Here is a 22183-nt window from a genome sequence, read left to right as displayed (position 1 = left end):
CTCCGTTATGTAATGTGATTTCTAGTGTGGTTATAAATGATCCTTAGTAATAGTTAATCTAATACAAATGAACATATGAGCGTTTGTTCATATGTTATGGGTTTATTATAGTTGTGCCTCATAGTAGTGTCAACCAGATTTAAGAAAATATAAACATGTCCAAGGTGTGTCTCCATGCATGTGCTGGCGAATGAGATTGCTTTTATGCTACCATCTGTGCAGGATCAAAGTGAGATGTACTCGCTACATAGAAGGGCGGACAACGATATGAAACATCTGCTGTTGGCAGACGATGATGCCAACATTCGAGCACTCCTGCGGCATGTCATGACCAAGGAAGGGTATCGGGTTCATGAAGCGCAGGATGGATTGGAAGCGGTCAGACGGATGCAAGAAACGCCGATCGATCTGGCGATCCTCGATGTGATGATGCCCGGCATGGACGGACTGGAGTTATGTGATTTCATTCGGCAGCACTATGATATTCCCATCATGTTACTGACGGCACGAGATCAGCTATCCGACAAGAGAGAAGGTTATTTGAAAGGAACGGATGAATATGTGACCAAGCCATTTGAACCGGAAGAACTGGTCTATCGAGTAAAGGCGTTATTTCGTCGGTACCATCGCACATCCAGTGATATCATCCGCATGAACCGGATCGTCATTGACCGTAACAATATGGAGGTTACGGACGGGCAATCCATTCTCTTTTTGCCAATGAAGGAGTTTGAATTACTCTCACAGCTTGCACAGTTTCCAGGCCGTTTGTTCTCGCGGGATGAGCTCATTCGACTCGTCTGGGGGGCTGATTACGAAGGAGATGACCGTACCGTTGATGTACATATCAAGCGACTCCGTGATCGATTTGCCGATTATACGGATGATTTCGTCATTCAGACTGTGCGGGGCATTGGTTACAAGATGGAGGTGAAAACGCCTTGAGGACCTTGTACGTCCGGGTATTCCTCATTACGATTGCGGTGATTATGGTCAGCGGCATGCTGGGTTTTCTTATGTCGAATATCTATTATCATGCGAAGCTCAAGGATTTTAATGATGAGAAGCTCGTGGGCATCGCGACGCAAATGAAGCAATTTGTGGAGCAGCAACCCGGCACGATGGAGGATTATCTGAACAATGCCGCTGCACTCGGATACGAAATCTATGTGACGGATGGAAAAGGCAATGACCTGTTCTACGGCCGTGAATTCCGGGAGAAAGATCTGGACAAGCAAGCTGTAGAACTGGTGCTGAATGGTGAGGTATACCATGGCGTTGCCCAGTTCCCAAGTAAACCGTTCATTACCGGTTTCTTCGATAATCAATTAAGCAATACCGTGGGTGTTCATCTACAGCTGGACAATGCGAATTATGCCCTTTTTATGCGGCCGGATGTGATCCTGCAATTTGGTGAACTTCGTATATTTTTTGCGCTGATTGGAGCATTAACGGTGGGCATTAGTATCCTGATCTTTCTGATCAGTACCCGCTATCTGGTTAATCCCATTGAACGTCTGTCCGAGGCGACCAAGCGGATTGCGCAAGGAAAATATAATCTGAAGTTGCCTACCTCAAGGCGTGATGAGATTGGTCAGCTGGCCCAGCATTTCATGACCATGAGTCGTGAATTGGAGAGGGTAGATCAGGCACGGCAGCAGTTTGTATCCAACGTATCCCATGAGATTCAATCGCCGCTGACCTCGATTCAGGGGTTTGCCCAATTGGTAGCGGATCGGGACCTGCCTGAACAGGAACGGGAGCACTATGCATCGATTATTGAGGAGGAGAGCCGTCATCTCTCCTTGCTCAGCAAACAACTGCTTCTGCTGTCCTCTCTTGAACAAGGCAACGAAGATCTGTCCAAAGTGAAGTTCTCTCTGCGAGATCAATTCCGGCAAGCGGTTCAGGTGCTGCAATGGCAACTCGAAGAAAAAGAACTGCTGCTTCGGATTTCGGTCCCGGAATCCATCCAGCTGGTGGGCAATGAAGTGCTGCTCATGCAGGTGTGGATGAATCTGCTGGGTAATGCAGTGAATCATCTGCCACAGGGAAGAAGCATCGAGATTCATGCCGAGCAGACGGATAACCAGTGTGTGATTCAGATTCGGGATACAGGAGACGGGATTGCTGCGGAGCATCTGCCTTTCTTGTTCGATCGATTCTATCGGGTGGACCGTGCGCGGGAACGTTCTTCTGGACGAACCGGGCTTGGACTTGCCATTGTGCAGAAAATTATACGAATTCATGACGGTACAATTGAGGTTTCCAGTTCGCCTGAGGGTACGGTCTTTACCGTGACACTTCCGCAGATGTAATCTGTTATTCATTTGCCGTTCATTTTCGCCTCCTATACTTGGGTTATCAAGAGGGAGGTCACAGAACATGTACTTGGCTATTCGGGAAATGAGGTATGCCAAAGGGCGGTATGCCTTAATTGCTACAATCATGGTACTGGTTTCATTTCTGGTACTGTTTGTTACAGGTCTTGCACAGGGGCTGGCGTATGACAACGCGGCTTCGATCAAAAATATGGCAGCAACCCACTTTGTGCTGGAGCAGGATTCGAATCATCGGTTTACCCGGTCACAAGTGGATCAGGATCAGCTTAATCAGGCTCGCTCTGTGGTGGGGCAAGAGAGTGCTGAACCGCTCGGTGTGAAAATGACAACCGTCAGCCCAACCGGCGACACGAAGAAGATCGATGTCACGCTGTTCATGGTGAACCCGGAAGGTTGGCTTGCTCCAACGGTGACCGAAGGGTCTCCGATTACGGATCAGACGAACGGGCAGGTTGTGGTGGACCAAAAGTTGTCTGAATCAGGTGTCACAATTGGCACTGTTCTGGTCGATCAAGCTTCGGGAACGGAGTGGACCGTTGGTGGAGTTGTACAAAATGAGTCCTTCAGTCACTCCCCAGTGGTGTTCCTGAATGAACAGGAATGGCTTACGCTTCAAGGAGGTTCACGAACTTCGCAAGGTTCAGCCGACACCAATGCTAATGCTCCGATATACAATGCCATTGCGATCAAGGGTGCAGGCGAACAAGTAGACGAACTGAGTACTGCATTGCCTAATAACGAAGTTATTACAAAGTCGGATGCCGTATCGGCCATTCCTGGTTATAAGGAAGAGCAGGGATCGTTGCTCATGATGATCGCTTTTCTATATGTGATTTCGGCGTTTGTACTTGCGGTGTTCTTCTATGTCATCACGATTCAGAAAACGAGTCAATTCGGTATATTGAAAGCGATCGGAACACGGAATGGTTATCTGGCGGGCAGTGTTTCGTTACAAGTCTTGATCCTGTCGGTTGGTAGTCTGGTGATTAGCGTACTGTTGGTTCGACTGTTTGAGTCTATCTTGCCAGCATCGATGCCGTTTCAATTAGGCTTATCCACTCTCGCGCTGACCTGTGTATTATTCATACTCATGTCTATGGCGGGTTCATTATTCTCGGTGTGGAAGGTTACCAAAATTGATGCACTTGATGCGATTGGGAGGACAGCAGCATGAGAAACCGATTGGTATTGCAGGGAATTACACAGACTTTTGAAGATGGTGGCAGCAAACGCATGATTCTGGACAAGTTGGACCTTGAGGTGACAGAAGGGGAACTTGTCGCTGTGATGGGGCCTTCCGGCTCGGGCAAAAGCACATTCCTGTCCATTGCTGGCGCACTGCTCGAACCGACCGAAGGGCAGGTTCTACTGGATGGGGCCTCTATTATGGGCAAAAGCAAACAAGATATATCCGATATGCGGCTTCAGCAGCTCGGCTTTATTTTTCAAAGTGCCAACCTCATTCCGTATCTGAAAGTTGAAGAACAACTGATGGTGGTCGCGAAGCTCGCCGGAACGGATAAAAACAAGGCGGAGAAGCGCGTGGATGAGCTATTGGATACGGTAGGCTTGACTCATCGGCGGAGGGCGTATGCCGAGAAGCTGTCTGGCGGGGAACGTCAACGGGTCGCGATTGCACGGGCGTTGATGAATGATCCGGCTGTCCTGCTCGCGGATGAACCGACAGCCAGCCTGGATGCGGAACGTGGGCTGGATATTGTCGGCATGATTGCACGGCTCGTAAAGGAGCAGGGCAAGAGTGCAGTGATGGTTACGCATGATGAGCGGATTTTGCCGCTCTGTAGCCGAGTTCTTTTTTTGGAGGATGGAAAGCTGGTGCAGCATTAAAAGGAGTCATGGCCTGAGAGTCTGGAGAGAACACTGTTCCAAGGCTTAAGGGCAGAGCGCGTAAGAAGAGGGTCACGTATTCCCGGTGGGAAGGTGGCCTTCTTTCTGTGTTTTCGACTATAATTGGAAGAATAGTGGAATTAGATAGAGAGGGACGGATGCGGATGAGTAGCTTGAGTGCGGAACTATTTCCGGCGCTGAGTACGTCGATTCATTGGGGAATTATTGAGGCGGAGTTCAGATTGAATGAGATCGTGGATGAAAAACTGGTAAGCAATATTAGCATTATTCCGTTTGTCGGGGATCAATGTGTCGTCTTTCAACTGGATAATGGAGATTGGGAGCTGCCTGGAGGGACGCTTGAAGCAGGTGAGCAGTATATGGATGGGTTAAAACGCGAACTGATGGAGGAACTTGGGGCAGAAATGCGGTCCTATCAGATTTTCGGTCAATTCCACTGTACATCCAGTGCGTTGGAACCGTATCGACCGCATATCCCGCATCCCAATTTTGTACGAATCATCGGGTATGGAGATGTTGAACTTGTCGGTGATCCGCTGAATCCGGAAGATGGCGAGCAGGTGGTTGCGGTGGAAATGGTAGAGATTGATGAAGCGATCCGAAGATTCCAGGAACAGAACAGACATGACATTGCGGAGATGTACAAACTGGCTTATGTACTGCGAGAAGAAGCTAAACAATGAGAGGCAAGGAACAGATATTCTAATTCCGACACCTATAGAGGTAATGATGATTCGAGATAAAATGAATAAGTCAATCAAATCATTCATGTGGAATTTGATTCATAGCGGGGAACCAAGACTAGGGATACGATCACTACAAAAATGAAAGGGGATAACGTATGAACGATACTCAATACAATTTAAATTTTGAGAAACTGTGTAATGAATTAGAGCTTGGTGAATTGATCAGTTCGCCCAAACCAATCTCAGGTGGACTTCTTCATCGAATGTACGCCATTGAAACTACGCAAGCTAATTATGCAATTAAGGCATTGAATCCCCAGATAATGATAAGACCTACTGCTGTGCAAAATTATATTGATTCAGAAAAAATAGCCAACGTGGCAGCTGAACATATCCATGCTCAACCTGCAAAAAGGTTAAAGGGTGCTTCTATGCATAACATTGATAATCAATTCTATCTAATATTTGATTGGATTGAGGGTCAACGTTTGGAACAAGATGAAGTTACTATCAATAACAGTTCTCTGATGGGAACGATCCTTGCAGATATCCACAAAACGGATTTTAGACAACTAGAATTGGATAGTTCACAGGCGACTAATTCTAAAAAAATAGATTGGATGTTTTATCTGAACAAAGGAAAAAATGAGAATTCGGAATGGATTGAGATTTTGCATTCCAGTATGGATAAGCTGTATGAGTGGAGCACGAAGGCTAAGAAGTCATCTTCAATGCTAGCATCCGAGAATGTTATTAGTCACAGAGATCTGGAACCTAAGAATGTGATGTGGAGACAAGACAAACCTATTATTATCGATTGGGAATCGGCAGGTTATATTAATCCGATGCATGATCTGGTAGAAACAGCTGTGTATTGGTCAGTTGATAGCTCCGGAAGTATAAACAAGGAAAAGTTCTTGGCTTTTATAGGTGGATATAAGAAGCGAGTGGGGAGTCTAACAGCCAATTGGGAAGTGGTTCTGGATAATGGTTTTGCTGGAAAGTTGGACTGGCTCGAATATAGTCTTAAACGGTCACTGTGGATTGAATGTACGGACATAGAGGAACAGCTAGTAGGAACATCACAAGTCATTTGGACTTTAGAGGCTTTGAAACAATACGAAAATATGATTTCAGATATTAAGAACTGGTTGAATACTTAATTCAGGAGTGATGCCCATATGGCAAACGATAAAGGAACACTCAGAACATGTGAACGAGGACATTCGCATTATAAAAAAAGTGATTGCCCAACCTGTCCGACGTGCGAAGCTGAACGTAAACCGACATCGGGCTTTCTGGCCTTGCTGTCATCTCCCGCCAGACTTGCATTGGAGAATGAAGGGATTACAACACTACAGCAACTTACAGAGTACACGGAGAAAGAGATCCTGAAGCTGCATGGAATCGGGCCATCTGCCATACCTAAATTGCGAAACGCTTTGGAAGAAGAGGGAATGTCTTTTAAGAAATAACCCTCTTCACGCTGTTCCACTAATCCAAACCAGAAGCGGAAGTAATCTCCTCCATCGTTACCCGATACAACAAGTTACCTTCACTGAGTAGCAGACGATGTTGGCGAAAATCCTGTCATTCTAGCTTAATCGGCGTACGCGTACATTGCTGAACATGGCGGAAGTATAGCGAAGGTCTTCTATGGCCCTTACAGCGAATGAGTATGTTGTTATGAAATTGATGCTTCTTCCTTGACACGCGTAGTACAATAAGGAAGTTGTGTCAAATTCTATATAAGAGGGAGGACAGAGATACAGCTAGAAACGAGTGTGAGAACATACATACATGTACGTGAACAACGGAGGGAAGCACTTGTAGATTTCAGACGTTACGAAGACGAAGAAAACTCACCTCGGAAAAACAAAACGGTATAAGGAAGTGTTACGAAATGGAACCACATATTGAAGAGCAAAAGACAGATTACCGTCCCCTAGGCGTGTCGGGATTGGGCGGTTGGCTGATTCTCATCCAGATTGGATTATTTCTTACGGTAATTCTGCTTGCAGTGCAATTATTTCAACAGATAATCCCCACATTCACAACGGAGACTTGGGAAATGCTAACTTCCAAACAATCGGACTATTATCACCCGTTATGGGGCCCAGTACTTATTTTTGAGATGGTGTACAACACGCTGTTTTTATTATTCAGTGTCTATACAATTTTTACGTTTTATAGCAAGAAAGCAATATTACCCCGTCTGATGATCATCTTCTATGGTCTCAGTCTGATTGTTGGAATTATTGATTATCTATTATTACTCCAGATTCCGTTAGCAAAAGAATTGGAAGATGGAAGCTCGATCAGAGAAATTGCAAAATCTGTAATCACTTGCGCCATCTGGATTCCTTACTTTATCAAGTCTGAACGAGTTCAGAATACATTTGTAAGATAAAGAGTAGGCAGGAAATACCCGATCTTGGATAGAAGCTATCTGAGGTCGGGTTTATTTTATATATGCCAGGCTAGTTATACAGTGTAAAGGTATTCTGTTCATTAAAGAAGTGAAAAGGAGGAGAGATCTTGAAAATTTATCTGGTAAGGCATGGGATGGATGAGGAAGGGTATCGAGGCGGATGGAGTGAGCGTGGACTTGCGGAACAGGGAATCAATCAATCCAAGAAACTAGGAGAGCAGTTACATCATCACGCTGAGGAGTACAACATACATACGATTATTAGCAGTGATCTTCCTCGTGCAGTGCAGACAACACGGGAAATTGAGAAGAAATTAAACATGCAGGCTAGTTTAATGAAAGATTGGAGGGAGATGAATAACGGAGATTTGGCAGGCATGCTACATAAGGATGCTGAAGTGAATTACCCAGGCGTTTATTTCAACACCCTTGAGATGGATTCCCCGTTTCCGGGAGGAGAAAGTCCAAGGGATTTTTATAGCCGGATAAGCACAGCTTTCGAGAGTCTTTTCAAAGGTATGGAGGAGGAAAAAGTAAAGTCCAATGTTCTGTTAATTACTCACGGCGGAGTGATTAACATCCTGTATTATCTGCTTGAGAATAGGGAATGGAGCAATAAATCCAGCTTTTATCCCATGGACAACACCAGTGTACATACCGTTGAAAAAGGAAGGCATGGTTGGAAATTTAGCAGCGCAAATGGCTTGAGTCATCTAGATTAATTGTTTTACCTTGGAGGGAACTCAGATGAACATCAAACAAACACTGGATCACGAGCTAATAAGTCGACTTAATCACGAAGTGCAGACTCTGCACGCCACCATGTATCCAGAACATTTCAAAGCATATGATTATGATGCAGTTAATCAATTCTTTAGATCTATCATGACTAACGCGAATTTCCAGTTCTATGTTCTTGAACAAGCTGAGAATGTACTCGGTTATATCTGGTTTGAGATCAAGGAGTATAACGAGACTGCTTTCAAGAAAGCATATCGTTCCATTTATATTCATCAACTCAATATTCTGAAGGAGTACAAAGGTAAAGGACTAGGGAAGAGATTGATGGACAAAGTGGAGGAAATTGCTGGCTTGAATCATATTAAGAAAATTGAACTAGATTACTGGTCGAGGAATGATCAAGCGAAGGGTTTCTATGAGAAGAACGGATATACACAATATAGAGAATTGGTATATAAGGATCTGTAGATCGAAGGACATCTTTGATAATACGTAGGAAAGGGATTAATTTTTTTGATAAAAAGAATTACAATTTAGTGCTGGTTATTTCGATATTCGTCTATCTGTTATAGATGTCAGTGTAGTGAATTAAAGGGAGGATGAATCTATGAGAACGATTGAAAGCTTCTTCGAACCATTTCCGATATTAGAAACCGAACGAACGTTGCTCCGGCCGCTTAGCTATGATGATCTGGAGGATATGTATAGTTACTGTGCTGTACCTGCTATCTCGGAATTCACCACCTGGACGCGCATCAGAGCAAAGAAGACACAAAAGCTTTTTTAGATTTTGTCATGACTCGGTATGAGATAGATCTAATAGGCCCATGGGGGATTGAAGATAAGCAAAGCAAGAGGCTGATTGGTAGTTGTAACTATTTAGGGTGTGATAGCGATAACAGAAGAGTCGAGCTGGGATATGTCTTATCTGACCAATATTGGAATCAAGGCATCATGACCGAAGTCGTGAAACGAATCGTCCCATTTTGGGTTTGACGAAGTGGGACTCGAGCGAATTCAGGCCAGTGCTATTTTAAAAGAAGACTTCTATACTCGTATTAAATAAAGAACGTGAATGTCTACCAGTGCAAAGATAGGAGAATTCATTACAAAGAGGGTATCGTGGATGCCATCTCGATTGGGTTTATAGGGTCTGCCTCCTTCTGCATTTTCAGGGGGGAATAGATATTCAATCCGTTCCAGTCAGGTGAGCGAGGAACATTAATCTAATTTTACCTTATGTCAACATTAATAATACAAATAAATCTATTTAATACTATAAAATAGAATATATAGTCATTTAAGGGTTGTTTGTGAAATGATGAAGTTTGAAGGGAGATTCTTTCTGTGAAAAAATTAAACGGGTATGTAGCGAATTAAAATGAAATTGAAAATTTTCCTTAAAAACTTCTTAGGATTCTTCATACTCTCTGCCATATTGTTTATCGGAATCAATATGTTATTATGGCATAGGACTTGGGTTGAGATCGATCATTGGGCAAACATAATTAATGCTACTATACTTAGCTTAGTAGTAGGCATTTCTAAGGCAAGAAATAACTAAAATCACCCTAACTGACTATGATATACTCAGCGCCATACAAGTAATATGTTTGGTGTTGAGTTTCTTTCGCGAGGGGGGGGATTTTGTTTTCCGGCAAGAAGCGTACATAATGTCATATCGTCAACTAGGCTCCTTCCTCTATAATCCTCTAGTTATCCAAACGTGGAATGAATGAAGGAACCAGGAGGTACAACGAATTGATAGCCAAAAACAGATATAAATCACTCGAACTGGAGACACCCGGCGTATATGAGCTGGAAGGGCTTGAGGTGGGAGTGACATCGAACTGCAACTATAAATGCGACTATTGCTGCGCCTACAATCGGGATGATGGAGCGTGCATTAATAGTCAGGAAGTCATCCGTATTATTAGTGAGCTTCCTCGTCTCAAGCGAGTGCGATTGTCCGGGGGTGAAGTAACCCTGAAATATAAGGATTGTCTGGAGATCGTTACGTACTGCGCGGCACATGGCATCGATACACAATTGAACAGTAATGCCAGTCTGCTGACAGAAGAACGGATCATTGCGTTGCGTGATGCAGGCTTGTCCAACATTCATATCTCGTTCAATTATACGGATGCGGAGGCCTATGCTGCGTACTACCGTGTGCATCCTCGCATGTATGAGAGACTGGAGCAGAACATCCGTTTGTGCACGGAAGCCGGTCTGGAGACGGTATTGGAAACGTTACTGTTTGAAGGTAACCAAGCGAACATGCAGACCATTAGCGATAAGGTGTATGACCTGGGGGTGCGCATCCATGAGATCCAGAACAGCATTAAGATGCCACATACGGATTGGAGTCAGATTGTCTCGAGAGAGTCCCTTGTTCGATCTGTTAAGGAGCTGATTGAACATAAAAAGCCGGATACAACGCTCTATTTTACCTGTATGGATCGCTTTGCTGAACAGTTGAATTTGAGCGAACAACCTGGGGTGTATTTCTCTAATTGTGTGGATGGCACGAAACAGCTGCACTTGCACGGCAACGGGGATATTCTTATCTGTGAGTTATGCCACCCTGTTGTGATTGGTAACATCTATAATGGAACGTCGTTGAAGGATATCTATGCCCAACAGCCGCCGGCGTTAACAGAATTCCTGGAAAAGCGGCCTTGTCCCGCGTACGATGCACTTTTTGCAGACGCATAACAGGAAGAACTGTTGAAGATATGTATGTTGAACGAAATATGTACACGATATTAGTGACCGTTAAGATTGTATAGATTGAAATCCAGGTGATCTGATTTCCTCAATGGGAAAACGGATGGCCTTTTTGGATTGAACTATTCATTTACACAATAACGGAGAGGACAGAAAAAACCTGAAAAAGCGAAGCGTTCGCCTTTATCCCCGGATTTTCCCCTTTAGAAAAGGGAATCAAGAAAATCTGGGGGTAACAGCGATTGGAAGGTTGTTCTGTCATCGTAGTGTCAGTGTAAATAATCTTTAGTCCAATTGATATGGTTTCAGATTCATTTAAGCTACCAGGCCTAATATGGCCTTAAGAACTTAGATGAAGAGGTGAGCTTCACATGATGAAGATCTATGAGAAACCAACCCGGAAAAACCCACATAAAAGACCGATCCCCCTAAGAAAGCGCCGATGGCTCATTATTACACTTGTCATCGTGCTCGGGGTAGGTGGAATCCTGTACAGCCTGGCGGACCGTTACCTGATCCGGCATGTACAGGTGGTTGTAGCAGATGAGAACACGGCAACGGCAGCAACGGACAACGCCAATGATTCCAACAGCACTTCGACGATCCCGACGGAAGTGAATGCAACGTCAGATGATTGGAATTACTCGAGTGATGATATGAAGGTCAGTATTGAAAAGGTACAGACCGGTTCCGGGTCGGATCAGATTACATATTATGTCGCCGATGTTCAGCTGACGGATGCAAGCAGTCTGCGAACTGCGCTGGCGGACAATAGTTTTGGAACGAACATTACCGAAAATACGTCAGAGATTGCCGCTGCAAATCATGCGATCTTTGCCATTAATGGTGACTACTACGGATTCCGTGAAGATGGTGTCATTATCCGAAATGGAACGTTGTACCGGGACAGCCCAACGCGGGACGCACTTGCCCTGTTCAACGACGGTACGATGAAAACATATAACGAGAACGAGATTTCATCCTCGGAACTGCTGGGCGAAGGTGCAACCAATACACTATCCTTTGGACCGATTCTGATTCAGAATGGCGAGATCGTCAGTGATTTTAGCAGTGTGAAAATCGATAATAACTTCGGTAACCGCTCCATCCAGGATGCGAATCCAAGAACAGCGATCGGCATGATTGCTCCGAATCATTACGTCTTCGTGGTGGTGGACGGACGGCAGGATGACAGCCGTGGCATGACTCTAGCGGAACTGGCTGATGTCATGAAAGGCCTCGGAGCAACCGAAGCCTACAATCTGGACGGCGGTGGTTCATCCACAATGTATTTTATGGGCAGAGTCGTCAATAACCCGCTGGGTCGTAATCAGGAACGTGGGGTAAGTGACATTCTATATCTGACGGAGGGGCAAGGATCATGACGATATTAATTCCATCATATGAACCCGATGTACGTTTACTGAATCTCGTTCTGCAACTGCAAACATTTAAACTTGGTCCCATTGTGATTGTGGATGATGGCAGTGGCCCCGGGTACCGTGGAATTTTTGAAACGGCAGAAGCCTATGGCTGTACGGTTCTGACACATCCCATCAATTTGGGCAAAGGAAGGGCCTTGAAGACAGGCTTTCAGCATATTAAGGAGTATGGACCTCAGAGCGGTGTGGTGTGCGCAGACAGTGACGGACAGCATCTGCCACATGATATTAAGCGTATCTTCGAAGTCCTGCTTGGACAGACGACACCAGGAATTGTACTCGGTAGCCGTCGCTTCAGCGGGAAAATCCCAGCACGCAGCCGTTTTGGCAACACAGTCACACGGGCGGTTTTTTCCCTCACGACAGGTACCAAAGTATATGACACGCAGACGGGATTACGCGGATTCCCCTACTCCATGCTGGACTGGCTGAACCAGATTCCGGGGGATCGGTTTGAATACGAGATGAACATGCTGTTAACGGCACACAAGGAAGGGTATGAAATTACGGAAGAGTTTATAGATACGGTGTATCTGGATCACAATGAGTCCTCTCATTTCCGCCCACTGGTGGATTCATTCCGGATCTATATGCCAATCCTGATGTTCAGCACATCTTCGGTGCTGTCCGCTCTGATTGATTTTGGATTATTATTCGTCATTCAGTATTTCACGCATAATCTGTTTCTATCAGTCGTTGCAGCAAGACTGTGCAGCTCCATCTTCAACTATACGATGAATCGGAAGTACGTATTCTCTGCCGGGAAAACGTCCAAGGTGCGCCTGTCACTACCGAAATACTTTTCACTGGTCATTCTGGTGCTGCTATTAAACTACGGTTTACTGTATTTTTATAATGAAAAACTGATTATCCCGCTACTCGCAGCCAAGCTGCTGACCGAGGTATCCATCTTCCTGTTCAGCTACTGGGCGCAGCGCAGATTTGTCTATTAACACAGAGAGAGTGGGCGTATAGCCTGCTCTCTTTTTTCAATCAAAACCGTTTCAAAAGAATATCCTGCGCTTCTTGGTTAACCAAAAAGGTCGAGAACAGGGGTAAGCATACCCTTGTTCTCGACCTTTTACACTCACAGGAGGACGAGCGTTACATCAGCTTCTTAATCTCATCCTTGAGGATTTCGGACTGGGTGCCGAAGATGACCTGCACAGCTCCACCACCGAGCCTCATGACGCCGGAAGCGCCAAGCAGTTTGAGCGCCCGATCGTTGACGGCTTTGTCGTCCCTAACAACTAGCCGGAGGCGAGTGATACAGGCGTCAATGCTCTCGATATTATCTGTTCCCCCGATCTCGGCGAGCACTTTTCCAGCCTTGGTGTCGGCAGACGCTGCCACGGCGGAAGTATCAGTGGGGGGAGCGGCATCATAAGCGTCATCCTCGCGCCCCGGCGTTTTCAGGTTGAACTTGATAATCATGAACCGGAACAGGAAATAATAGACGACCGCAAATGCGAGTCCGACCGGAATCATGAGCAGCGGATTGGTCGACAGCTTCATGTTCACGAGGTAATCGATCAGACCTGCAGAGAAGGCGAAGCCCAGCTTAACATTCAGCAGGTACATGATCAGGGCCGCTGCACCGGTAAGAATAGCGTGCACCACATACAGCAGAGGCGCCGCGAACATGAAGGAGAACTCGAGCGGCTCGGTAATACCCGTTAAGAACGAAGCCACCGCTGCGCCGATAAAGATCGAAGCGACCATTTTGCGCTTTTCAGGCCGGGCTGTATGAATCAAGGCCAGCGCCGCCGCCGGAAGAGCAAACATCATAATCGGGAAGAAGCCAGACATGAACATGCCTGCAGTAGGGTCTCCGTTGAAGAAGCGGGTCAGGTCGCCGTGCACGACTTCCCCGGCTGCATTGGTATAATCTCCAATCTGGAACCAGGCGATGGAGTTGAGGACATGATGCAGACCGAGCGGAATGAGCAGGCGGTTGGCGATCATGAACACCATGGAGCCAACGCCGCCAAAACCTACAATCCAGGCGCCGAAAGCGCCGATGGCATCCTGAATCGGGCTCCAGACCATGCCGAACAGGATGGCCAACACCAGCATGGAGCCGGCGGTGACCATCGGCACAAAGCGTTTGCCGGAGAAGAAGCCGAGCCAGTCAGGAAGCTTGATATTATGGTATTTTTTATACATATAGGCTGCAAGCAGTCCGGCAAATATCCCGCCCAATACGCCCATATCCAGCTTGACATCGTCAGGAATGTAGCCGAATACACCTGGAACGGCTCCCAGAATCCGCGTCAGCACCATATAAGCGATCAGGGCGGAAAGCGCGGCGACCGCATCCCCCGCCAGTCCGATTGCCACCCCAATGGCGAAGATGAGCGCAAGGTTACCGAAGATCGCCCCCGCTCCTTCATTCAGGAATGGAACTACATACTGATTAAGGAATCCCCCGATCACGGGACCGAGCGGAATGTCCTTTTCATAATTAAGAAGACCGAGGCCTTGAAGAATACCTGCCGCAGGCAGGGTTGCTACAGGAAGCATCAGGGATTTTCCCAGCTTTTGCAGTGATTTCAGCATATTGTTCTTCCTTTCTTTTTTTGATTTAGGTTATTTGGACAAGCTGACTTTCATGATAGTTCCCTTGCCTGCTTCTACGCTGCCATACTCCGGGTGCGACTCCCACGGCTGTTCTGCCGCATTTGCAACGATGACAGGGGTGATGACCGGATAACCGGCCGAAGTGATCGCATTCAGGTCAAATTCAATCAGGGTCTGACCGATAGTGACCTGATCCCCGGTCTGCACTTGGGGTGTGAAGCCCTGTCCTTTCAGGCTGACAGTATTCATACCGATATGCAGCAGCAGCTGCAGCCCGGAAGCATGCTCAATCATTACGGCATGGTGCGATTTGATCAGGTGCACCACAGTGCCGTCGATAGGGGCGACCAGCCTGCCCTCCTGGGGAATCATTGCAACTCCCGGTCCCATAAGTCCTTGCGCGAACGCTTCGTCGGGTACTTCTTCCAAACTGACGCAGGTTCCGGTGAGCGGGGAGGCGACGGATATTGTTTCAGATGTTTTAGCAGATTTGTTGTTTTTCCATTTCCAGATCATTGTGTGTGGTCCTTTCTGTTGTTGGTTTTGGCATGGGTTTGAAAAAGCCGGTATAAATGCATGGCGAGAAAAGCCGTTTCTTCCTCGGGCACTTCTGTACCCAAATCCTCGGCCATTACAGCGCTCAGTTTTCTGGCCAGCTGGTATTCGGACGGATATTCATTTTTCACATATTGTGCGAAGGTGGGGGCCGTCATCGACTGCTGATACAGGCGTTCCATGGAGAAGCGCAGGTGTATCATGAGTCTTGCCTGGCTAAGGCTGCCCTGCTCAAAGCGAACGCCACCCTCCTCTTCAATAATGGACTGAAGCTTGCTGATCACATTGGATACCTTAACCAACTGTCCGACAGGGACGTGATTTACGGAGGAGTACACATGGTATGTCAGGAACCCGGCCTCATCCTCCGGTACCTCTACGCCAAAGGCCTCTCCGATCATGGCCGCCGCTTCCAAGGCGATTTCGAATTCTTTCGGAAAACTGAGCTTTGTCTCCGTAAGGAAAGGATTCAGAATCTCCATCCCGTTGCGGATACGATATAAGGTGAACTGAATATGACTCGGAAGAGCAAGGTAGATCTTGTCATTCAGCTTCCCGGGAAACTGATCAGCGATGAGACGGATAATTCGGTCAGAGATGTCGATGACATTGGGGTCCAAGTCCTTCATCAGCTCCTGCGCCTGCCCCCACTCCTCCCGGTCTTCCAGCCGGAACCTTTTCTCAATCCGCGGATCATCGGCCTGAACGGTGCTTTCCACCTTGAACGCAAATCCCAACCCTTTGCCGATCAGTACGTACTCCTTGGTATTCTGGTGCGACCGGGCCAGAACAATATTGCTGCCGACGACCCGCTCCACCTGCAGAATCATTCCTTTACTCACGGTTCACCGCCTCCTCGTTTCTAAAGTTAACGCTTTCATGCCTCCGGAACGCAAAAAGAGCCAAGAAGCGAGTATAGTCTCATGTTCGCTTCTTGGCTCATGCCCTCTGGGGTGGTAACACGCCAATTCATTTATGTTTTTATGCAGAACGTTCTTCCTACATAATATAGAAGCTGATCTGCCACTGTCAACCATAATTTTGTCATCCATCTGTTCGTCGTTTAATATAGGGAATGTGTAAACGAAAAGGAGATGGAGCCAAATCTAACATGAATAGGAGCATGCCTATGTATCTTCGAAGTGTGGAACTCTTGTCGTCCAAGATCGAGAATCGGGATCAATACCCTTTTGACATCCCCTCGATCCGGTCCTTGGAACGGTTGGAGCTCACGAATAACATTACTTTTTTTGTAGGTGAGAATGGTTCAGGGAAATCTACGCTGCTGGAAGGCATCGCTCATCAATGTGGATTCAATACCGCAGGGGGCGGCAGGAATAATACCTATGAGACACATGCTTCGGAATCCTCGCTCGGGAGTTATCTCAGACTGGCATGGTTGCCCAAAATAACGAATGGCTTCTTCATGCGCTCTGAATCGTTCTATCAATTCGCATCGCATGTCGATGAGATGCCGGCATCGCTTCCGTATTATGGCGGGCGTTCATTGCATGAACAATCCCATGGCGAGTCTTTTCTCAACCTGTTCGTCAACCGCTTCAGTTCCAAAGGCATCTATCTGCTCGACGAGCCCGAAGCCGCTTTATCTCCAGCAAGACAGCTCTCCCTGTTGCGGATTCTCCATGATCTGTCAGGCACTTCGCAGTTCATTATTGCGACCCACTCACCCATTTTACTCGGGTATCCGGGGGCGGAGATTTTAAGTTTTGACGATAACCATATTCAAGAGGTAGTCTATGAGGATACCGATCACTACCAGATTACCCGCAGCTTTCTGGAGAACCGTGACCGGATGCTGAATGAATTATTTAAAGACTAAGTTGAGATTGCGATACCAAGATTAATACTACATTTTATGAGGAGAGATTGGATGAAAGTAGGATTTTTAATTGTTGATATGCAAGAGAGTATTGTGCGGAAAAAGATGGATCAAAGATCCATAGACCATGCTTGCGAGTACATTAACCATGTGGCTAACGTGCTACGCTCAAATGATCATGTGGTCGTTCACGTGCAGGATGTGGAGGGCATGGAGGAGGCACCACCGGAAGAATATCGTATTATTCCCGAGGTAGATGTGAATGAGAAGGATATCACAGTTACCAAAGAAGCTTCCAATGCCTTCTGGCAAACTGATCTGGAACAGGTGTTGAAGAGTCACGGAATTGAATTGGTGATTATCGCCGGTTTTGCTGCAGAGGAATGTGTTCTATTCACCTACAACGGTGCGATGGAGCGAGGTTTCCGTCCGGTGATGTTACAAAATGGAATTCTTAGTACACATCCCGAAGCTGTGACTTCAACGTACAGGGATCGCAATGTGATCTCATATCCTGTGGTTGATTATCTAATCCATTAAGTTGGATACTTGGTGAAAAATAAAGACAAGGCACCGACCGGACCTGAAGTGCACCCCTTAGAATAGACATTGGAAAAAACCCTGGGTTTAACCGATAAATTCTAGGGGGTGTATTTTTATGGGACAAAAGTTTAAGACGTACTCTGTTGCAATGAAAAAAAGAGGCTATTCGTCTTCACGTCGAAGAGAAATGGACGTATCGCCGAATTACGGAACACTTGGAGATTCAGGATGCAGATCGTGTGAAAAAGTGGATGAAGAAATATAGGGAGCAAGGTGAGTTTGGACTACTGGATGGGCGGAGGCGTCGGAAGCAATATGTGAGTCAGGATCGGTATGTGCAAAACCTGAAACGGGAGAATGAATTGCTAAAAAAGTGCTTGGCAATCTGGAAGGAGGAAGCAAACAAGAGAGATATCAGATCATGGAAAAAGTAGCCGCATGCGGAAATATCGAGAAACTTTCTCTCGTGTTAGGTGTGTCCCGAAGTGGGTATTACGCCTATTTAAAGCGCAAACGAATCGATCGCGATGCGAAGGCAAAGAAGCAAGTGCTCCAAGCTTATCAGCGTTATGAAGGGGAATATGGCTATCAGCAGATTCAGTTATTCCTCTGGCAAGATCAAGGGATTTGGATGAATCATAAGAAGGTGCTTCGTCTCATGCAAGCACTCGGGATTCAATCTCGAATTCGCCGTAAGAGACGTTTTAGAGGATCGTATATAGTAGCTGAGCGTGTAGCAGAGAACCCTTTGAAAAGGGATTTTACTGCGGAAAAGCCAAACCAGAAATGGGTAACCGACATTCCCCAGTATCGTGTTGGAGAGCGCTGGGTGTACCTCTCGGCCATTAAAGATCTGTATAATAACGAAATTGTGGCTTACGAAATCGGCGAACGCAACGACAATGAACTCGTGCTCCGCACATTCAGCAAAGCGTTTGCTAAGCAAAAAGACGTAACCGGACTGGTCGTTCACAGCGACCAAGGATTCCAGTACACGTCTCATGCTTACCACGACATGCTGTCAAAGGTTGGCGCCCAAATCAGCATGTCTCGTCGAGGCAATTGCCTAGACAATGCCTCCATGGAGAGCTTCTTCTCGCATCTTAAAACGGAAGGACTCTACCCTTATCATATCCGAACGATCGCCGAAGCACAAAGCAAAACTGAGAAATATATTCGTTTTTACAACCGAAAACGGCCACAACGAAAACTAAAAAAACTGACGCCGGTGGAGTACCGACGCCAGTTTGCCGCCTAGGGTCTTTTTTAATCTCTTTGCAGCATGACCACAACACTATATTTTGTTCGTGTTTATGTTTATGTATACCTTTAGGGACGGGTTTTCGTACTTAGTATGTGGAATTTGTTTCTACGGTTTGTCGTCCTTATAGGCAGTTATTCTAACTTTTTTTTGGACTTTATGACAAAATAATAAATAAAAAAGTAACTATTTTCCTTTTGGGTGTCTATATATGTGAGGGGAATCCTCAAATCTGGTTATAAGGAGCGTGAATGTTATTGAAATTTAAGAAGACTTGGTTAATTGCGGGTACGTTTGCCCTAAGCTTCAGCTTAATGGGCAACGTGTCAGGAGACCAACTCAGGGCAGGAAAAGAAATCCAAATTCGGGCCTAGGCTATCGAACTGGTATCTAAGCAATTGCATACAGATGGTATCAATCTTGAAGAGGAAATGTTATGACGAAATATTAAAAAATAGGAGTTTTTTTAATTATGTTAAAGGCGAAAAAGGTCTTTTTGCCAGTATTAATGATTTTGTCTATTTTCTGTTTAAGTTTATCTCCAAATTTGAGTGTTACAGCACAAGCGGATAACAGCCAAGATTTTGCTGTAGTTATAGGTAATGAAGCCAAGGAATTGATCGATGCAACGCTACATGGAGTAGAAGCAGGTGAAATTGAGAATATCGCCCCTGTGTCTGCTTTTGATTTGGAAAAATCGAGTGTGTACACGGTTGGCGGTGGAGTTACGGTTGTTACAGTTCCTTTGCATGGGGATTATAGCCTTCCTAGTAACGTAACAGTATTCTTCGATGAGGATAATACGTATTGCATACAAATGAAATGTTGGTGACCAAGAATGAGGCAGGAAACTTCCGAGTTGAGACGTATTTGAATGGATCAGTTGTTAAATCCGTGGACACTGACAGACCTTATATCACAGATGAAGAAATGCTTGCAGAAGAGCCAGTTAACTCTGGAATTCAACCGCAGAGTGTAGGCGCAGTGGCAGGTTGTCTTGGAGCAGTGCTTGGCGTTGGTGGTACGGTGGCTTATATTATTGCTGTTGCGTGCGGTGGTTCGTGTGCAGTACCGACACCAGTGACTGCTCCGATATGTGCTGCATGTATTAGTGCATATGCAGCTCTTGGTGTTGGTGGTATCGCTGGAGCAGTAGCTTGTTTCAATTACCTGTGAGGTGATTCGATGATCAAGATTTTAGCGTTCTCGATTTTGGGAATGGGTTTAACTGGTGCCGTTTTAATCATCTCAATTGCTCTGTTATTTAACCCCCCAATAGGAAATGTGTTGAAGATGGTTACTGCTGCTTCAACATTATCTTTTATTATATTTGCTGTCTCGGCTTTGGTATTTCGTCGGCGATTAGATGCTGAAAAAAGAGAGTAATATATTTATACTTCCTCAATTTAGGACGCATGATTCCTAGTAGCAATCCTAACAATGTTTCTACTCAAGAAAAAGGCATCTCCTGGAGATGCTTTTTTTCTTTCAGCGAGAAATAAGCGAAAATGATGAAACATTTAATGCGATCACCAAATAGCCAAGAACGGCGACCCGTTGGCCGCCCGTCCCAAGGGATAACGAAGAAAGTTTCGCTCACGCTAATAAAAGAAGAATGGAACGAAATTGAGCAGTCGGGCCTAACCCCCGGAGCCTTCGTAAAAGATAGAATGAAAAAAGACGCTGTTCCGGAAGCCAGCTCCCCACAGCCCCCCAGTACACAATGGGAACGGGAACGCAGAATCGTTGACTATCCCCGGCGTTACGCGGAAGAACGTTGGGATATTTACCGAAGCTTTTCGAGTGAGGAAGAGCTGGCGACTGATGAAATAATAGAAGCCGCAAAACAATCCATGTATAAAGTGCTGTACCCGAACCAAGCTGAAAATGCTGTCCTGGAGACACGAGATCAGTATATTTGCCCGTTTACCGGGAAGTGATTCAGTTCAATGGATAAGCTTGTCGGCTTACAAAATGGGGTCTTGACCAACCCTGTAAAGGGTCTATTTTTATGCACATATGTACATCCCCACAACGACAGTTATGGTTACTTCACGATTTAAATCAAACTTTGCCTATATCTGCCGTGATTGAAACGATATATTGAGATCAGGGCACAGCAAGCAGGCTGTGGACATCGGTAAGGTCGTGATGGAACACTAACTAACTAACTAAGGGAGATGTGTGCAATGAAGATGAACGTACAAATCACGAGCATTTTGGCAGAACAGAAGGAACTGTTCCTCAACCTGTATAACTTGTATTTATATGACCTGTCCGAATTTTCTGGTGAGGATCTGCTTGAAGAGGGCACATATGATCCAACGAACACGTATCTCTATCTGGAACGCGATGAATTATATCCATTTTTGATTCAATATGATGGGAAAGTTATTGGATTCGTGTTGGTGTGCTCACCTCCATACGTGCCAGAAGATGTGGATTACACGGTGCAGGAGCTATTTCTGGTCAAAAAGTATCGCGGTCAGGGGCTGGCAGCACAAGCGATTGACTTGGTGTTTGCCCAATTTTGGGGTACATTCAAAGTAGAACAGCTTGCTAACAATGGAGCAGCGGTCTCGTTCTGGAAGAAATACTATGAGCAGCATCAGATTGAATATACCAAGTCTGAATATAGCATTGAGATTGACAACATCGCTGGCAGCCATCAGATTTTGTCCCAGACTTTTGTGCGTGGAATATAGATATCCTAATTAAAATTAGAAGGTGATTCGTTTGTTTATTATCGTAGCAACCAAGGGGAATTGGAAGTGGGTCTCAGGTGTATTTCAGGCAGAAGATGTAGCTAGACAGTACATGGATCTAATACCTGATGAGCTTAAGGCGTATCAGGAATTCATTCAGATAGAGAATATCACATATCCTTTTTATATTATAGAGCGTCAGGAATCTCCATTTAGGTTTCTTGGCAAAGATGGAGTGATTGCACTTTTCGATAAAACAGATGTGTCAGAGGATGAAGATGAGGTGCATTTCAATATTTACTCGATTGATTCCGACTATAGACCGAAGAAACCAGGTACAGACTATATGGGCATATTGCGGCATGCTCATGTGACCAATGACGTTATAGAGAAGTACCGAGAAGAAGGGACATCATTTCTGAATACCGAAGATTTTTTAATATAACCAAATTTATTAT

The 22183-nt window shown here is 45.6% G+C and carries 28 protein-coding genes; 25 read left to right on the top strand and 3 right to left on the bottom strand.

Going from position 1 to position 22183, the window contains the following annotated elements; all coding sequences use genetic code 11:
* Positions 1-267: 267 nt before the first annotated feature.
* The 15 genes from AC4G47_RS22445 to AC4G47_RS22375 all read left to right on the top strand — a co-directional run bounded on the left by AC4G47_RS22445 (position 268) and on the right by AC4G47_RS22375 (position 13194).
* Positions 268-945, top strand: a complete 678-nt coding sequence (locus tag AC4G47_RS22445) for a response regulator transcription factor (RefSeq protein ID WP_491106762.1) — start codon at positions 268-270, stop codon at positions 943-945.
* Positions 942-2318, top strand: a complete 1377-nt coding sequence (locus AC4G47_RS22440; RefSeq protein WP_491102758.1) for a sensor histidine kinase — start codon at positions 942-944, stop codon at positions 2316-2318. The genes AC4G47_RS22445 and AC4G47_RS22440 overlap by 4 nt, the downstream gene beginning before the upstream one ends.
* A 67-nt stretch (positions 2319-2385) precedes the next feature.
* On the top strand, positions 2386-3516 hold the full coding sequence (locus tag AC4G47_RS22435; RefSeq protein ID WP_491102757.1) for an ABC transporter permease: 1131 nt from the start codon (positions 2386-2388) through the stop codon (positions 3514-3516).
* Positions 3513-4190 carry an ABC transporter ATP-binding protein gene (locus AC4G47_RS22430; protein ID WP_491102756.1) on the top strand — a complete coding sequence of 226 codons (678 nt, stop codon included), beginning with the start codon at positions 3513-3515 and terminating at the stop codon, positions 4188-4190. The genes AC4G47_RS22435 and AC4G47_RS22430 overlap by 4 nt, the downstream gene beginning before the upstream one ends.
* A 164-nt stretch (positions 4191-4354) precedes the next feature.
* Positions 4355-4894: an NUDIX hydrolase gene (locus tag AC4G47_RS22425; RefSeq protein WP_491102754.1), complete on the top strand. Its 540-nt coding sequence runs from the start codon at positions 4355-4357 to the stop codon at positions 4892-4894.
* Between the two features lie 158 nt (positions 4895-5052).
* A complete protein-coding gene (locus AC4G47_RS22420) occupies positions 5053-6060 on the top strand; it encodes a phosphotransferase (protein ID WP_491102753.1) in 1008 nt (335 codons plus the stop codon).
* Positions 6061-6078: 18 nt separating this feature from the next.
* Positions 6079-6372, top strand: coding sequence for an RNA polymerase alpha subunit C-terminal domain-containing protein (locus tag AC4G47_RS22415; protein WP_491102752.1), 294 nt, complete (start codon positions 6079-6081; stop codon positions 6370-6372).
* A gap of 428 nt (positions 6373-6800) precedes the next feature.
* A complete protein-coding gene (locus AC4G47_RS22410; RefSeq protein WP_491102751.1) occupies positions 6801-7307 on the top strand; it encodes a DUF2569 domain-containing protein in 507 nt (168 codons plus the stop codon).
* Between the two features lie 128 nt (positions 7308-7435).
* Complete coding sequence (locus AC4G47_RS22405; RefSeq protein WP_491102749.1) at positions 7436-8050, top strand: histidine phosphatase family protein; 615 nt, start codon at positions 7436-7438, stop codon at positions 8048-8050.
* 25 nt (positions 8051-8075) lie between these two features.
* Positions 8076-8537, top strand: a complete 462-nt coding sequence (locus tag AC4G47_RS22400; protein ID WP_458125899.1) for a GNAT family N-acetyltransferase — start codon at positions 8076-8078, stop codon at positions 8535-8537.
* Between the two features lie 139 nt (positions 8538-8676).
* Entirely contained in the window at positions 8677-8856 is a 180-nt protein-coding gene (locus tag AC4G47_RS22395) for a GNAT family N-acetyltransferase (protein ID WP_491102747.1), read from the top strand.
* A gap of 8 nt (positions 8857-8864) precedes the next feature.
* Positions 8865-9065, top strand: a complete 201-nt coding sequence (locus AC4G47_RS22390) for a GNAT family N-acetyltransferase (RefSeq protein WP_491102744.1) — start codon at positions 8865-8867, stop codon at positions 9063-9065.
* A gap of 765 nt (positions 9066-9830) precedes the next feature.
* The gene (locus tag AC4G47_RS22385; RefSeq protein WP_491102742.1) at positions 9831-10787 is read left to right on the top strand and encodes a radical SAM protein; all 957 of its coding nucleotides are present in this window, start codon (positions 9831-9833) and stop codon (positions 10785-10787) included.
* Between the two features lie 383 nt (positions 10788-11170).
* Entirely contained in the window at positions 11171-12184 is a 1014-nt protein-coding gene (locus tag AC4G47_RS22380; RefSeq protein ID WP_491102741.1) for a phosphodiester glycosidase family protein, read from the top strand.
* Positions 12181-13194, top strand: coding sequence for a GtrA family protein (locus AC4G47_RS22375; protein WP_491102740.1), 1014 nt, complete (start codon positions 12181-12183; stop codon positions 13192-13194). Before AC4G47_RS22380 ends, AC4G47_RS22375 begins: the two co-directional genes overlap by 4 nt.
* Positions 13195-13345: 151 nt before the next feature.
* Here AC4G47_RS22375 and AC4G47_RS22370 read toward each other — a convergent pair whose 3' ends face one another.
* The 3 genes from AC4G47_RS22370 to AC4G47_RS22360 are packed head-to-tail and all read right to left on the bottom strand — an operon-like array spanning position 13346 to position 16218.
* Complete coding sequence (locus AC4G47_RS22370) at positions 13346-14800, bottom strand: PTS transporter subunit EIIC (protein ID WP_491102739.1); 1455 nt, start codon at positions 14798-14800, stop codon at positions 13346-13348.
* A 30-nt stretch (positions 14801-14830) separates the two neighbouring features.
* Positions 14831-15337 (bottom strand): PTS sugar transporter subunit IIA, encoded by a 507-nt coding sequence (locus AC4G47_RS22365; protein WP_336760379.1) that lies wholly within the window; start codon positions 15335-15337, stop codon positions 14831-14833.
* A complete protein-coding gene (locus tag AC4G47_RS22360; RefSeq protein ID WP_458125904.1) occupies positions 15334-16218 on the bottom strand; it encodes a PRD domain-containing protein in 885 nt (294 codons plus the stop codon). Before AC4G47_RS22360 ends, AC4G47_RS22365 begins: the two co-directional genes overlap by 4 nt.
* 287 nt (positions 16219-16505) lie before the next feature.
* On the opposite strand from AC4G47_RS22360, the gene AC4G47_RS22355 reads away from it, so the two are divergent.
* The 10 genes from AC4G47_RS22355 to AC4G47_RS22310 all read left to right on the top strand — a co-directional run bounded on the left by AC4G47_RS22355 (position 16506) and on the right by AC4G47_RS22310 (position 22170).
* Complete coding sequence (locus AC4G47_RS22355) at positions 16506-17216, top strand: AAA family ATPase (protein WP_491102738.1); 711 nt, start codon at positions 16506-16508, stop codon at positions 17214-17216.
* Positions 17217-17267: 51 nt separating this feature from the next.
* Positions 17268-17756 carry a cysteine hydrolase family protein gene (locus AC4G47_RS22350; RefSeq protein WP_491102737.1) on the top strand — a complete coding sequence of 163 codons (489 nt, stop codon included), beginning with the start codon at positions 17268-17270 and terminating at the stop codon, positions 17754-17756.
* 167 nt (positions 17757-17923) lie between these two features.
* Positions 17924-18193 carry a helix-turn-helix domain-containing protein gene (locus AC4G47_RS22345; RefSeq protein ID WP_491106761.1) on the top strand — a complete coding sequence of 90 codons (270 nt, stop codon included), beginning with the start codon at positions 17924-17926 and terminating at the stop codon, positions 18191-18193.
* Positions 18181-19017 carry an IS3 family transposase gene (locus AC4G47_RS22340; RefSeq protein ID WP_491102736.1) on the top strand — a complete coding sequence of 279 codons (837 nt, stop codon included), beginning with the start codon at positions 18181-18183 and terminating at the stop codon, positions 19015-19017. Before AC4G47_RS22345 ends, AC4G47_RS22340 begins: the two co-directional genes overlap by 13 nt.
* A 475-nt stretch (positions 19018-19492) precedes the next feature.
* Positions 19493-19852 carry a hypothetical protein gene (locus AC4G47_RS22335; RefSeq protein WP_458125909.1) on the top strand — a complete coding sequence of 120 codons (360 nt, stop codon included), beginning with the start codon at positions 19493-19495 and terminating at the stop codon, positions 19850-19852.
* Positions 19828-20196: a hypothetical protein gene (locus AC4G47_RS22330; RefSeq protein ID WP_491102734.1), complete on the top strand. Its 369-nt coding sequence runs from the start codon at positions 19828-19830 to the stop codon at positions 20194-20196. Before AC4G47_RS22335 ends, AC4G47_RS22330 begins: the two co-directional genes overlap by 25 nt.
* 9 nt (positions 20197-20205) lie before the next feature.
* The gene (locus AC4G47_RS22325; RefSeq protein ID WP_458125911.1) at positions 20206-20406 is read left to right on the top strand and encodes a hypothetical protein; all 201 of its coding nucleotides are present in this window, start codon (positions 20206-20208) and stop codon (positions 20404-20406) included.
* Between the two features lie 122 nt (positions 20407-20528).
* On the top strand, positions 20529-20960 hold the full coding sequence (locus AC4G47_RS22320; RefSeq protein ID WP_458125912.1) for a hypothetical protein: 432 nt from the start codon (positions 20529-20531) through the stop codon (positions 20958-20960).
* A 249-nt stretch (positions 20961-21209) separates the two neighbouring features.
* Positions 21210-21725, top strand: a complete 516-nt coding sequence (locus AC4G47_RS22315) for a GNAT family N-acetyltransferase (protein ID WP_491102732.1) — start codon at positions 21210-21212, stop codon at positions 21723-21725.
* A gap of 31 nt (positions 21726-21756) precedes the next feature.
* Positions 21757-22170, top strand: coding sequence for a hypothetical protein (locus tag AC4G47_RS22310; RefSeq protein ID WP_491102731.1), 414 nt, complete (start codon positions 21757-21759; stop codon positions 22168-22170).
* The last annotated feature ends 13 nt before the right edge of the window (positions 22171-22183 follow it).

It is taken from the genome of Paenibacillus sp. Negev47 (assembly GCF_058313655.1).
Note: the sequence above shows the minus strand (reverse complement) of the source record. Positions and strands in the feature narration are given on the sequence as shown.

Bases quoted from the DNA above. Each gene is read 5' to 3' on its own strand.
- AC4G47_RS22420 (WP_491102753.1), top strand. From the start codon at position 5,053: ATGAACGATACTCAATACAATTTAAATTTTGAGAAACTGTGTAATGAA.
- AC4G47_RS22445 (WP_491106762.1), top strand. From the start codon at position 268: ATGAAACATCTGCTGTTGGCAGACGATGATGCCAACATTCGAGCACTC.
- AC4G47_RS22315 (WP_491102732.1), top strand. From the start codon at position 21,210: ATGAAGATGAACGTACAAATCACGAGCATTTTGGCAGAACAGAAGGAA.
- AC4G47_RS22350 (WP_491102737.1), top strand. From the start codon at position 17,268: ATGAAAGTAGGATTTTTAATTGTTGATATGCAAGAGAGTATTGTGCGG.
- AC4G47_RS22320 (WP_458125912.1), top strand. From the start codon at position 20,529: ATGATGAAACATTTAATGCGATCACCAAATAGCCAAGAACGGCGACCC.
- AC4G47_RS22370 (WP_491102739.1), bottom strand. From the start codon at position 14,800: ATGCTGAAATCACTGCAAAAGCTGGGAAAATCCCTGATGCTTCCTGTA.
- AC4G47_RS22375 (WP_491102740.1), top strand. From the start codon at position 12,181: ATGACGATATTAATTCCATCATATGAACCCGATGTACGTTTACTGAAT.
- AC4G47_RS22410 (WP_491102751.1), top strand. From the start codon at position 6,801: ATGGAACCACATATTGAAGAGCAAAAGACAGATTACCGTCCCCTAGGC.
- AC4G47_RS22340 (WP_491102736.1), top strand. From the start codon at position 18,181: ATGGAAAAAGTAGCCGCATGCGGAAATATCGAGAAACTTTCTCTCGTG.
- AC4G47_RS22415 (WP_491102752.1), top strand. From the start codon at position 6,079: ATGGCAAACGATAAAGGAACACTCAGAACATGTGAACGAGGACATTCG.
- AC4G47_RS22430 (WP_491102756.1), top strand. From the start codon at position 3,513: ATGAGAAACCGATTGGTATTGCAGGGAATTACACAGACTTTTGAAGAT.
- AC4G47_RS22325 (WP_458125911.1), top strand. From the start codon at position 20,206: ATGATCAAGATTTTAGCGTTCTCGATTTTGGGAATGGGTTTAACTGGT.
- AC4G47_RS22400 (WP_458125899.1), top strand. From the start codon at position 8,076: ATGAACATCAAACAAACACTGGATCACGAGCTAATAAGTCGACTTAAT.
- AC4G47_RS22425 (WP_491102754.1), top strand. From the start codon at position 4,355: ATGAGTAGCTTGAGTGCGGAACTATTTCCGGCGCTGAGTACGTCGATT.
- AC4G47_RS22380 (WP_491102741.1), top strand. From the start codon at position 11,171: ATGATGAAGATCTATGAGAAACCAACCCGGAAAAACCCACATAAAAGA.
- AC4G47_RS22435 (WP_491102757.1), top strand. From the start codon at position 2,386: ATGTACTTGGCTATTCGGGAAATGAGGTATGCCAAAGGGCGGTATGCC.
- AC4G47_RS22390 (WP_491102744.1), top strand. From the start codon at position 8,865: ATGACTCGGTATGAGATAGATCTAATAGGCCCATGGGGGATTGAAGAT.
- AC4G47_RS22335 (WP_458125909.1), top strand. From the start codon at position 19,493: ATGTTAAAGGCGAAAAAGGTCTTTTTGCCAGTATTAATGATTTTGTCT.
- AC4G47_RS22365 (WP_336760379.1), bottom strand. From the start codon at position 15,337: ATGATCTGGAAATGGAAAAACAACAAATCTGCTAAAACATCTGAAACA.
- AC4G47_RS22395 (WP_491102747.1), top strand. From the start codon at position 8,677: ATGAGAACGATTGAAAGCTTCTTCGAACCATTTCCGATATTAGAAACC.
- AC4G47_RS22355 (WP_491102738.1), top strand. From the start codon at position 16,506: ATGTATCTTCGAAGTGTGGAACTCTTGTCGTCCAAGATCGAGAATCGG.